This window comes from Carboxylicivirga litoralis, assembly GCF_025499605.1.
Taxonomy (GTDB): Bacteria; Bacteroidota; Bacteroidia; order Bacteroidales; family Marinilabiliaceae; genus Carboxylicivirga; species Carboxylicivirga litoralis.
Window position 1 is genome coordinate 17,815 of record NZ_JAFMVC010000007.1, and the last position, 12,267, is coordinate 30,081.

The 12,267-nt window shown below is 39.4% G+C and carries 10 protein-coding genes; 2 read left to right on the top strand and 8 right to left on the bottom strand.

The annotated features are described in order from the left end of the window. Window positions 1-26 precede the first annotated feature (26 nt). Together J1N10_RS08605 and J1N10_RS08610 are read right to left on the bottom strand one after the other, a co-directional pair. Window positions 27-545, bottom strand: coding sequence for a DUF4136 domain-containing protein (locus J1N10_RS08605; RefSeq protein WP_262326290.1), 519 nt, complete (start codon window positions 543-545; stop codon window positions 27-29). 36 nt (window positions 546-581) lie between these two features. Then, entirely contained in the window at window positions 582-2,090 is a 1,509-nt protein-coding gene (locus J1N10_RS08610) for a DUF3300 domain-containing protein (protein ID WP_262326291.1), read from the bottom strand. A 229-nt stretch (window positions 2,091-2,319) separates the two neighbouring features. Here J1N10_RS08610 and J1N10_RS08615 point away from each other — a divergent pair, with 229 nt between their 5' ends. Further along, the gene (locus tag J1N10_RS08615; RefSeq protein WP_262326292.1) at window positions 2,320-3,174 is read left to right on the top strand and encodes an SDR family NAD(P)-dependent oxidoreductase; all 855 of its coding nucleotides are present in this window, start codon (window positions 2,320-2,322) and stop codon (window positions 3,172-3,174) included. A 38-nt stretch (window positions 3,175-3,212) separates the two neighbouring features. On the opposite strand, the gene rlmD is transcribed toward J1N10_RS08615, so the two are convergent. Then, window positions 3,213-4,622, bottom strand: a complete 1,410-nt coding sequence (gene rlmD / locus J1N10_RS08620; protein WP_262326293.1) for a 23S rRNA (uracil(1939)-C(5))-methyltransferase RlmD — start codon at window positions 4,620-4,622, stop codon at window positions 3,213-3,215. 380 nt (window positions 4,623-5,002) lie between these two features. Between rlmD and queF the strand changes: the two genes are divergently transcribed. After that, window positions 5,003-5,443 carry a preQ(1) synthase gene (gene queF, locus J1N10_RS08625; RefSeq protein WP_262326294.1) on the top strand — a complete coding sequence of 147 codons (441 nt, stop codon included), beginning with the start codon at window positions 5,003-5,005 and terminating at the stop codon, window positions 5,441-5,443. A 95-nt stretch (window positions 5,444-5,538) separates the two neighbouring features. On the opposite strand, the gene J1N10_RS08630 is transcribed toward queF, so the two are convergent. The 5 genes from J1N10_RS08630 to J1N10_RS08650 all read right to left on the bottom strand — a co-directional run bounded on the left by J1N10_RS08630 (window position 5,539) and on the right by J1N10_RS08650 (window position 12,242). Next, window positions 5,539-5,736, bottom strand: coding sequence for a hypothetical protein (locus tag J1N10_RS08630; RefSeq protein ID WP_262326295.1), 198 nt, complete (start codon window positions 5,734-5,736; stop codon window positions 5,539-5,541). A gap of 36 nt (window positions 5,737-5,772) precedes the next feature. Beyond that, window positions 5,773-9,132, bottom strand: coding sequence for an Ig-like domain-containing domain (locus J1N10_RS08635; RefSeq protein WP_262326296.1), 3,360 nt, complete (start codon window positions 9,130-9,132; stop codon window positions 5,773-5,775). 138 nt (window positions 9,133-9,270) lie between these two features. Next, the gene (locus tag J1N10_RS08640; protein WP_262326297.1) at window positions 9,271-9,993 is read right to left on the bottom strand and encodes a class I SAM-dependent methyltransferase; all 723 of its coding nucleotides are present in this window, start codon (window positions 9,991-9,993) and stop codon (window positions 9,271-9,273) included. A 637-nt stretch (window positions 9,994-10,630) separates the two neighbouring features. Next, a complete protein-coding gene (gene rpe / locus J1N10_RS08645; RefSeq protein WP_262326298.1) occupies window positions 10,631-11,287 on the bottom strand; it encodes a ribulose-phosphate 3-epimerase in 657 nt (218 codons plus the stop codon). 88 nt (window positions 11,288-11,375) lie between these two features. After that, window positions 11,376-12,242 (bottom strand): sigma-70 family RNA polymerase sigma factor, encoded by an 867-nt coding sequence (locus J1N10_RS08650; RefSeq protein ID WP_262326299.1) that lies wholly within the window; start codon window positions 12,240-12,242, stop codon window positions 11,376-11,378. Between the last annotated feature and the right edge of the window lie 25 nt (window positions 12,243-12,267).

Here is a 12,267-nt window from a genome sequence, read left to right on the forward strand (position 1 = left end):
AAGGTCGATATAATTCTATGATTTCGTCATTTTATCGGATATTCTAAAAAGAGTTGCTTCATAAGTTCATCGGTGGCTCTGGTGCGCTTTTCACCACGCGAAGGAGGAATAAAACCTTCGGCTCTACCTTCCCAAACCAATTGCTTCTGGCGTACATCAATCAAACTAATTATCAAGGTACCTTCGCGGTATTTATTAACATCGGTAGATGTATACCAACCTCCCCAACCATAGTAATATGGTCCACAACCACCATAATGCGTGTTGGTAACTACCGTTTTGTCAACAGCTGTGACATAACCGTTCACTAATAGGTCTGGCTGTTCAGAAAGCGAGTATCCACGTTTCTCCATTTCCACTTTAATGGCATTTTTAATCCGGCGCTTATCCAAATCACTCACCTTTACCTCACTAAAACTCTGACTAAAATTAAATGTTTGATAAGCCCTGAAATCAGCAGATGGGTCCCAATCCGCGGTCGTACGAATAGAAGAACATGATCCTAACAAACTTCCTATCATTACTAAAACCAATAACTTTTTCATATGCCCAAGCATTTAAGGTTCAATAATCAGATAACTTTACCGCCTTCTAAAACCTCCAGAAGGGCGAGCAGCTGGTCGTGCTGCAGGTGTTGATGGCCGACTCCAACTCTGCCTGAAACTCTCATTCGAACGATAGTTATTATAATTCGTTCGTGGCGCAGGTCGGGTTGCCGGACGTGTTGTTGGCGTACTTGGTCGCGTAGCAGGTCCGGTAGAAGGTTTCGTTGTTGGCTGCGTTGGCCTGGTCGACGGACGAGTAGACGGCCTTTGGGTTGGTTGCGTCGGGCGTGTCGATGGACGGGTTGCCGGCCTGGCCTCTGGTCGTGCCGATGGACGAGCATCCGGCCTTGCTACCGGGCGCTGGCTGGGCCATTGCCTAGGAATAATCTTTCCCCGGTTGTTATCAATACGTGCCAGGTTACTACGGTCAATATTCATATTGTTTTTGATATTGACATTCACTGTACGGTTAAAATTATAATAAGAGTGCGGATGGCGATACGAATGACGATAATAATGATACGTCAGGTGCGGATAGCGGTTCGGATAATAGCGGTGGTGCCATCCCACATACCAATAGGAAGGCATGCCAATAAACACAACGCCTCGTGGTCCATAATAAAAACCCGTATGATAATACCATGGATATGGTCGCCAATAAGGATAACTGTACCAATAGGGATAACCATACCAATAGGAGTAATGGTTAACATGCACCACTTCCACCTCTTTTGTCACCGGGTCAGTAATACTTTTGTTACTCATCTCTTCTGCTGCAAACTGCTCTGCCGCATTCAACATCTCCTGGTAAGCCTCCGGATCTTCTTTTAGTTCCTCCTGATAATCAGCTAGCTCCTGCTCCTTTTGCGCTTTTATTTGGTTATGCAGCACTTCCAGCTTTGCATCCACATCTTCGGGATATTGCTTATATACGCTTCCCGCCAATCGTGTAAACTCAATATTTTCGGCCATAGTCGATAAAACCTCTGGTGTATCTATTAGGCGTTTTATCGATGCCTGAAAATCAGTATCGTATTTACTAATCAAATCATCAAAGCCTTTTTGGTTCTTTTCATTCAGGTGCTCAATCGAAGCCAGTGCTTTGTAGCACTTTCGTCCATATTTCAAAGCTGCTTCATGAATATCTTCAGGATAAGACAAGATTATATTCTCTATCTCTTTCTTCTTCAGCTTCCCCTGGATGGTTAATTCTTTAATTAAATCAGGATAACGACTCAATTCATAAATACCAAATTGTGTATCACGATCATAATCTCCTATAATATTCTGAAACGATTGTTGTGCCGCTTCCTGCTGGTCTTTTAGCCGATTGAGCACTTCAGGATGTTGAGCAACTATTAAAATATCATTTCGAACAGGAGCATCATATCCAGCCAAACCGTTCAACAAGGTACTGTCCTCTTCTATAACTTGTTTCAGTTTGATAAGATCGGTTTGAGCCATTGAGCTCACAACAACGACCTGCAGTATCAATACAAACAGAAATCTCGTGCTAATTACTTTACATCTATTAATTACCCTCATAGCAATAAAATTAAGTTTTGTTTAGGTTCATAAGAATGACACAGAAATAGCAATTTACATGCCATGATGAAGATAGGTAAAATCAAGCATTGTTAAAATAAAGCTTTCTTTATGATATACTCCATACAGTCACATGCAACTTTCGCCCTTGTATATTGTCATTTTAAACAGAAAGCCAAACAGAACTACCTAATATTAATTAACTTTATCAGTAGGAAACACCATTAAAATGATTGCACACAGAAAATTTGCCGTATTGACAGGTCCAACCAGTGGCATTGGTCTTGCTTTTGCCAATAAGCTTGCCCAAGAAGGTTATAGCCTACTATTGATTGGCAGAAACAATGAAAAGCTTCAAAAAACAGCAGCATCATTATACGATCAATATCATGCAATAGTCGATTACATGGTTGCTGATTTATCGAAGGAAAGGGATATACTGAAAGTTGAACAACAATTAAAAGAACTACAACGCATTGACCTACTTGTTAACAATGCAGGATTTGGCATTGCAGGCTTTTTTATGGAGATTTCACTGGAAGAACAGCTTAAAATGCTGAATGTACACCTTGTCAGCACCATTCGATTTAGCAAAGCCGTCCTTAAAACAATGATACGACAGCATAAAGGCTACATCATTAACCTGGCTTCTTTTGCTGCATTTATGGAACTTCCAGGAAGCGTCATGTATGCCACCACCAAAGCAGCAATCATTAAATTTTCGCAAACACTTCAGAGTGAAGTAGCACCATATGGTATTAAAGTGCAAGCCCTAAGCCCTGGTTTTACGCCCACTGCTTTCCATTCGTCAATCAAAAGGGAAGCGGAATTTGTTGAACGTGTTCCGCGCTTTTTATGGACACCCATAGAAAAAGTAGTTGATACGTCATTAGCAAACCTTAACAGCGATAAAGTCATTTGTATCCCTGGGTCAGTAAATACCTTATTGTTTTGGATGAATAAAACACCATTTTTATCCAGATGGATGCAAAACATTGCTATTAAACGCCAGAAAGAACAAGCAAGTTCAAATGCGATAATTGCTAATAACACCATACAAAAAACCGCAGCTACCATCAGATAAACGATAGTAGGCTGCGGCTTTGTATATTTGTCTGCTTCTTACTTCCTTTCTAAAAGCACCACATTTTCAACATGATGTGTATGTGGAAACATATCAACGGGTTGCACTTTTGTTACTTTGTAACGTACATCCAACAAGTTTAAATCACGCGCCTGAGTAGCTGAATTACAACTAACATACACAATACGATCCGGAGCTGTGGTTAAAATGGTCTCTACAACATCGGCATGCATACCGGCACGAGGTGGATCAACAATCATCACATCGGGATGACCTTGCTTTTCAATAAAATTAAAGTTCAGCACATCCTTCATATCACCCGCAAAAAACACGGTGTTTTCAATGCCATTAATAGCCGAATTGACTTTTGCATCTTCAATCGCTTCAGGCACATACTCCACTCCCACTACTTTCTTAGCTTGCTGAGCTACAAAGTTAGCAATGGTACCCGTTCCGGTATATAAATCATAAACAACTTCATGCTGCTTGATATTCGCAAATTCACGGGTTACTTTATATAACTCATACGCTTGCTCCGAATTCGTTTGATAGAATGATTTTGGGCCAATCTTAAACTTTAATCCTTCCATCTCCTCAAAAATATGATCACGACCACTAAACAGAATTATATCCTGATCGGTAATGGTATCATTCTTTTTAGCGTTAATCACATACATCAATGAAGTAATCTCAGGAAATTGCTCTTTGATATGAGTCAACAAAGCCTCCCTGTTTTCTTTATCCTCATGAAACAAAGTCAGGATAACCATTAACTCACCTGTAGAACTTGTGCGGATGATTAATGTTCGTAAGAAACCCTCCTGCTTTTTCAAATCAAAAAAAGTTAAACCATGCTCCAGTGCATAGTCCATAATGGCCAATCGAATAGCATTGGATGGATCCTTTTGAAGATGACACTTCTTCACATCTTCTACTTTATCAAACATGCCCGGTATGTGAAAACCAACTCCATTGCGATGTTCTATTGGTTCTTCACTTTGCAGCTCTTCCTCCGACAACCAACGGTTATTCGAAAAAGTAAACTCCAGCTTATTACGGTAAAACTCTGTTTTTTCAGAGCCCAAAATTGGCATTGACTCAGGTAACTCAACCTTACCAATGCGCGATAGGTTATTCAACACCTCGCGCTCTTTATATTTTAGCTGATGTTCATACGGTAGTGCCTGCCATTTGCAACCGCCACAAACACCAAAATGCTCACAGAATGGTTCTTGCCGAATAGAGCTGTATTCGTGAAAAAAAACAGGAAAACCTTCGTAATAGCTCCTGCGCTTTTTAGTCACCTGCACATCAACAACATCACCTGGCACTGCGCGTTGCACAAACACCACACGGTCTTCCACCCGGCACATAGCTTTACCCTCGGCCGCTACATCTGTTATGGTTACCTTTTTTAATAAAGGTTTACTTCTTCGTGATCGTCCCACTTCTATATCGTTTTTCGGGCGCAAAATTAGTTAAAAAAGTCCGAAGTTTTCTTAATTAGATGTGAGTAGTGAGATGTGAGTAGTGAGACGATTGACATAGCAGAAAATAACCCAACATCTTAAAACAACATAAGCTACTCTATTTCTATCAATTAAGGACATCAAAAAAACATGAAGTCCGAAGAGAATTTAGATAAAATCCATATAGCCTCCTTGCCTCAGTCTTTGGCAGCAGTCTTCGGTCTTCCCCTCACCTCTGCCTTCCATCCACTCTCTTCTACCTAAAAAACTAACATTTATCACTATTGCCCTCTTCATCCGCTATAAATCACTATTTTTGTGCTTCATAAAGCAAAACATAAACCGAAATTATTTAATTAATGGAACAAAAAGTATTAACGTACAAAGACATTGATGCATCCATCTTAAAGTCTTTACCAAACCCAACCGGGCAGGCCTACGAGATTAAGATTAAAATTCCTGAATTCACCTTTTTAGGCGTGAAGAACCAGCCGGATTTTGCGGATGTATTTATTACATTTTACCCAAAGAAGCGCATTATTGAGCTAAAGTCGTTGAAAGAATATGTACACCACTTACGTAACATTACAGTTTCTTACGAGCGCTTAATCAATGTATTTTACGATCATATGGTTGAAACCTATGAGCCGGAACGCATCCGTGTAACGATGATTTGCAATCCTCGTGGCGGCATCAGCTCTAAACTGACCGTTGACTCTGACTGGAAAGTACGCGGTGGCAATGAGAAATTCAGCGATTGGAAAAACAACCTGGAAGACACCTGGCAAGTAACAATGTAAGATAGTTAATTAGGCTATTAGGTCATTAGAGATTGATAGATTTCAAAATAAAAATAACAAAGGCGACCGTTGGTCGCCTTTGTTATTTTTATTTGCTATTGTAAATTGTTTTCGTCGAAGGGGTTTTCTTGAAGAGCACTACTCTGTGTTGCTGCAGCCGTCGGTACAGGATCTTCTCCACCTGGAGGATTATCAGGATCAGTCCATGACATTAAGACCAATGAAATATCACCATCAATCACATATTCCTGTACAGTTGGCGTTTTATATATCTTCTTATTCTTTATTTTCATTCTAATCAAATAATAGACAAAGGAAATATTTTTTCTCTACTTAACAAAAACCTTTTCAGAAATTACACTTTCCTCACTTGATACCTTAACAACCACAACACCCTTATAGTTAGTATTTACAGAATTTAAGGCATTACTATTTAATTGCCCCTGCTCTAACAATTGTCCCGACAATGAATATAGTTGATATATTGGCTCAGTCAAGTTATTAACATCCATATAAATAACATTCTCAGCTGCATATATTTTAATATTGTTTTCATCAACAACATCAATATCGGTTGTCACACCAGGAACTATATGTAAGACAAATCGTTCATTGAAGCTTCCGGCAGATGAAGTAAATTTTAAATCTTCCGCCTGAAGGTCAACATATCTATCACTTTCATCCACGGCCTCTTTATCTTCAATCTTTACGGTATAATCCGAAGGAATATTTTCCAATTCAGAAAGCGATACTACATATTCACCTTCCGCCGGCACTTTAACTCCTAATGGAATGGCTCGTGCAACTCCATTTAAAGCCGAATATGAATCGATTGTTAGTTTCTCACCGTTATTAAGACTATATATTTCAAAATAATTGGCATAGTCTGCTGCAAATCGCTTCTTCGAATCATAGCTGTCAAAAGTATCCTTAGCATCAGCATTGAAACCAAAAACTAATTCATCCTTTTTATCACCATTAATGGCAACTAAACGTACAACGCCCTGGTCAACTTTATTACTACTTTTAAGGTAGGTTGTTGTATTATGAGTACGTGCCGAAGAAGGTATTGTAACAGTTCCCATAGTTGCGTCATTATCAACTCTCACCCAAAATGCCTGATTGGATGGTATTACCGCCGGTGAAATTGGTGACAAGTTTGTTCCAAGCAATGCATTTCCATTATACGTTCCATATATTGATTGGTCATTAATCCAAATCCAGAAAGCATCTAACAATCCTGTAGTACCAATTCCACTCCAATCAATCGAACAAGGATAAGGATTACCTACTAATTCCCATCCGTATGGATTTGATGAGGATTGGTTGGCATCATAAGCATAACTTCCTGCATCATTTATGGCACCACTAAATACCATATCGGTGCTCGACCAGCTTCTATAACCACGTGCTGCGGTTAATGTTACTCCCGAACCAATCTGAGAAAACAAACCTGTTGGTGTATCCCACAATTGAATACCACCACTAACGTTCATTGTATTTTCACTAGCTCCTGAAACAGGCGATGAGATATAGTACCACTTGGCCGGTGATGAAGAGGCATTCTGCTGAATTTGAACATTGCTTGGTACTATGATACTCAAGGTTCCTTCATTTATTAACGAAGCATTTCCAGGATCGGAGTATGAAGATTCCATTACAAAAGCACCTGTAACGGTCAAACTACCAGACGACGAAATTTCCAGACTGGCGCCAGCCTCAATAACGATATCTCCAACCACATTTTCTGAAAGACTACTGGTTATAACAGGCATCGATCCCACTCCGGACGAAGGGATGATTACATTTAAACCGGAAGAATATGGTGCTGACCAGTTATCGTCATCATTCCAGTCACTTGATGCTGAACCATCCCAGGTGATATAGCTGGAAGTTGTGAAACTAAACGAATAAACCGGCGCAACCTGCTCATTACCAAGATAATCCTCAACCAACCCTAACACAACAGTATAGGTTGTATTTCCATCAAATGGCGTAATAGGTGAAACGGTAATTATATCTTTACTGGCATTAATGGTTGCATTAAAGTTGATAAAGCCAGGTATTGAAATTAAATCCGCAACATTCGTGTCATCAATGACTGAACCATCCAAATTACGAATTGGCTCATCATATGTAATCACAATATCAGAACTAATTGAAATATCTGTTGCTCCATCCAACGGATTGGTTGATTCAACAACTGGCGCATCTCTCTCTACTGTTGTAAAGCTTGTCGCCCCAATTTCTGAATCCAAACCACTATCGGACGTAGTTACAAAAAAGACATAATAGGTCGTCGGGCTTGAATCAATGCCTGTAATATCCAGCGATTCACTAAATTCAACATCTGCGGTCATAGTTCCAGGAGCAGCTGAATTTTCATACATGGCTGCATCACCATTTTGATCAACACCGCCTTTGATTTGTGCAACTGAAGGCGTATTAGAGTTAGTTGTTACAATATAACAATATGTCCCATCCTTATCAGTCTGTCCAACAATATCAACATTTGTTGGTGACAAGTTTTGCGTTAACGGGTAACCTGTTGCCCACGTTGGCGGACCAACTGTTGTAAAACGCCAGTTATTATCAACGCCATTATTAATACCAACAAAATCCTCACCACTAACTGCTTCCAACATATTATTAGGAATAGTCACATAGTAAGAGGAGCTCTCAAGAAAATTCTTTGTTAAATATATTGTAAAAGTATTTCCCGATGGCACCACATTACCGTTGGGAGTAGTTGGTGACTGATAATAAGTAATATAACGCTCTCCACTTCCTTGCTCCCATATGTATATATCCCCGTCATTACCTGTCCACTGGATATCCTGATTAAAAGTAAGAACTAAGTCTTGATTCAATGCTACATTTGTCGCATTTTGAGCAGGACTATATGAACTTATTTCTAATGGAGCCGCAGTTGTAAAATGCCAATATGCATCATCAGTTAATACATCCCATGCACTCCCATTAAGAAGAATTGCTCCAGCATCTGAATAAACAAGATACTCTGTTGATGAATCAAGTGTCTCACCGGTAAAATCTATAATTAGGTCACTTCCACTCACAGATAATCTTGAGTCTGTTGATATTGGAGGAGTTGTTCTCCCCGTTGCTAAAGTATAAAATGAACTCCAATCAGATTTAGCAACATAGATATTTACACCTTCACCTAATGTAACAGTTCCAGGAAGAGTTAATGTAATTAAAGGGGAACTTGACACACCAATAGCATCGCGTTCTGGAGAAAACACTGGGTCTGCTGTTTCCGTTGTAAATCGATAAAAACTATCATCTGTTAAACTATTCCAACCAACTCCTCCCACTAATATAGCATCAGTATCAGTAAACACAAGATACTCTGTACCTGGCGTTAATGATTCTCCTGACAAATCAATGGTTAACACGGTGCCTGTTGCATCTAACCTGGAATCCGTAGGAATTGCAGGAGGGGGTGGCGCCGACTTTCCAGTAGTCAAAGTTATATATTCTGACCAATCAGATTTTGCCACATAAATATTCTTGTTATTACCCAAAGTAACTGTTTGTGAAAAAGTAATGGTAATTGTTGGTGAAATAGAAACTCCAACTCCGCCTTGTGTAGGTGAATATGTCTGCCCCTGAACACTACTAAATCCTACTAAAATAAGCAATCCTAAAACAGCGTATATATTTTTCATAACCTCTTATTTTTCAAACTTCAAATGACTTTCGAAGATACTAATTTGCATCCAACTAAAACACAATCGTTTTGCTAAACATATAACAACTACACATTCTTTGACGAATGTCAACATTATCGTTATAACTAGGCAAATTTACTTGATAAGTGTCAAACTTGTCAAGTAATCGTAGTGCTCACCGTCAGCTAATTTATTAAAGTTAAAACCATTTTCTTTAGCTTTAACAGTTAACAGAACCGGATCAATAAACAACCACTCGAAGGGATTTGTTTTATGACCACCATAGGCCATGGTATACATAACCTCTCCGTAATAAGCTTCTTCAGGCACTTCGCAATAGCTATCCTCATCGATGTAGAGATAACGCAAATCAGAGCTATCGAGTATAATTTGACCTCCTGGTTTTAACAACTGTTTTGCTTTGTTAAAAAACACAGGCAAGTGATCAATCGCGGCTGCCAGCCCAATACCATTCATCATCAGCAATAAGGTATCGTATTGTCCTGAAGGCTCATAAGTATAGAAATCTTCATTAACAACTTGCTTCACCCCTCGCTGTCGGGCCACCTGGCAACAGCCATACGAAGTGTCCAGCAAGGTAACATCAACACCTTTCTTTTGAAGCTCAAGTGCATGCGACCCCACCGCACCTCCTATATCCAATACTTTCCCAACACAATGATTCAGAGCTCTTTGCTCCAGGGGCGGCATTTGCCTATAATCTCTAAAAAGATAATCCACCGGAATAACATCGTCCTCAACAATATTCGATTGCACTTCAATTTCCAGTCCCCGCTTACCACTCAAATAATCGAGTGCCGCCTGCCCCAATGGGTCATTTTTTAATTTTTCTCCCATAATAAAATGTGTGCTACAAAAATAAGATTTAGAAAAATGACTACCAAGTTGTTCGGCAGATATCAAATCTCATACGTTTAATATTCGCATCTGCATGCTACCTGCTTCGTAACACAGTCGTACCTGCTTCGTATCTTCTTCGGTTCTTGTTCGGTAGTTGTTCGGCATACGCGCGTTGCCGAAGAACTGCCGAACAAGAGTCGATAAAAGGGCGTTCATGCTACGATTGTGGTACAACGCCGACACGTTCAAGGCTCGAACAAGACTCAAACACAAATCAGCTAACTGGCGAAACTCAAAACTGCCTACTTTAAATAAAGCGATTTAAAGACATCTTTCAACACGCCTCGACCTTGGCATCCAATTTATAATTTGAGTGAAAATCCTTCCAATAATTACCAAACGAATTTTTGATGTTATAAGGTGAGTTAATACCTCAAATATTCAGACATAAAAGAGGGTGTTCAAAAACATTACTATTTCTCGCAAAGTGCGCAAAGCAAGAAAATCACAAAGAACGCAAAGTTTTGAATAATAACACTCTATACTTTGCGTCCTTTGCGAAATCCTTAGCGTTTTTAGCGTGAAACTTTATTTTAGGCCACCCTCTTGTACCTTACTTTTATCTCTTTTTTTCTTAAAAACGCAAGTCCTTCAGACCTTTAATCGTCTCTTCCGGATTGGGCGATTTAAACACATAACTTCCTGCTACTAAAACATCAGCACCTTTTTCAACCAACTGGGCAGCATTACTATTATCAACGCCTCCATCAACCTGAATCAATGCTCGGCTGTTCTTCTTTAATATCAGCTCTTTTAATTGCTCTACCTTATTATAAGTGTTCTGAATAAACTTTTGTCCCCCAAACCCCGGGTTGACTGACATTAACAGAACCAAATCCAGCTCACTGACAATATCTTCCAATACAGCAATGGGGGTATGCGGATTCAATGTTACACCAGCTTTCATATTAGCAGCATGAACTGTTTGTACGGTGCGATGCAAATGCGTACTTGCTTCATAATGCACATTAAACAAATCAGTTCCTGCATTCTTAAACATTTCAATGTAGCGCTCAGGCTGCGTAATCATCAGGTGTACATCAAATGGCTTTTTAGCTAAGGGTTTAATCGACTCTAAAACAGGAATTCCGAATGAAATATTGGGCACAAACACGCCATCCATAATATCCAGGTGAAACCAATCGGCTTCACTGTTATTTATCATTTCAATATCCTTTTTCAGATTACTAAAATCTGCTGCCAGTAACGATGGTGCGATAAGATGTTTCATTGCCCGATTGCTTGTTTTAATCAATAAAAAATGTGTTGCAAAAATACAACACATTCAGTTATACGGATATGATATTTTACATTATTTACTATTGCCCGAGGAAAGAACGTAATATTTTACTTCTGTAAGTATTCTTCAAACGCTTAATGGCTTTCTCTTTTATCTGCCGCACTCGTTCACGGGTTAAATTAAAGAGTTTGCCAATTTCTTCCAATGAATAAGGAGGTTCACCACTCAAGCCATAGTACAATTTAATAATATCCGATTCGCGCGTTGAAAGCGTTGCCAATGAACGGTCAATCTCCTGACGCAATGAATCATCCAATAAATGCGTATCCGGACTTAATGAATCATTGGATAATAAAACATCATATAAAGTGTTGTCTTCATCCTTTTTCAAAGGCGCATCCATCGATACATGGCGTGATGATACTTTTAATGCTTCCTTCACCTCTTTGGGTGCAATTTCCAATATCTGCGCTATCTCATCGGCTGTTGGTTCACGCTGGAAATCCTGTTCTAAACGTGAGAACGCATTGTTAACTTTATTAATTGAACCAATTTTATTAAGCGGCAAACGAACAATGCGTGCCTGCTCAGCCAAAGCCTGAAGTATCGATTGACGAATCCACCAAACAGCATAACTAATAAACTTAAAGCCACGTGTTTCATCAAAACGCTGAGCTGCTTTTATTAAACCGAGGTTCCCTTCATTAATCAAATCGGGCAAGCTCAAACCCTGATTCTGATATTGCTTAGATACAGATACCACAAATCGCAGATTGGCATTTATCAGACGTTCCAAGGCTTTATTATCCCCCTGACGGATTTTCTTGGCTAAAACAACTTCCTCATCAGCATTTAGAAGCTTTACTTTCCCAATCTCATGCAGATACTTATCCAACGATGGCGTTTCGCGGTTGGTTACCTGTTTAGTAATCTTAAGTTGTCTCATATCGAATCAGTTATATTTGGTCCTG

Bases quoted from the DNA above. Each gene is read 5' to 3' on its own strand.
- J1N10_RS08615 (WP_262326292.1), top strand. From the start codon at position 2,320: ATGATTGCACACAGAAAATTTGCCGTATTGACAGGTCCAACCAGTGGC.
- J1N10_RS08650 (WP_262326299.1), bottom strand. From the start codon at position 12,242: ATGAGACAACTTAAGATTACTAAACAGGTAACCAACCGCGAAACGCCA.
- rpe (WP_262326298.1), bottom strand. From the start codon at position 11,287: ATGAAACATCTTATCGCACCATCGTTACTGGCAGCAGATTTTAGTAAT.
- J1N10_RS08635 (WP_262326296.1), bottom strand. From the start codon at position 9,132: ATGAAAAATATATACGCTGTTTTAGGATTGCTTATTTTAGTAGGATTT.
- queF (WP_262326294.1), top strand. From the start codon at position 5,003: ATGGAACAAAAAGTATTAACGTACAAAGACATTGATGCATCCATCTTA.
- J1N10_RS08605 (WP_262326290.1), bottom strand. From the start codon at position 545: ATGAAAAAGTTATTGGTTTTAGTAATGATAGGAAGTTTGTTAGGATCA.
- J1N10_RS08640 (WP_262326297.1), bottom strand. From the start codon at position 9,993: ATGGGAGAAAAATTAAAAAATGACCCATTGGGGCAGGCGGCACTCGAT.
- J1N10_RS08610 (WP_262326291.1), bottom strand. From the start codon at position 2,090: ATGAGGGTAATTAATAGATGTAAAGTAATTAGCACGAGATTTCTGTTT.
- J1N10_RS08630 (WP_262326295.1), bottom strand. From the start codon at position 5,736: ATGAAAATAAAGAATAAGAAGATATATAAAACGCCAACTGTACAGGAA.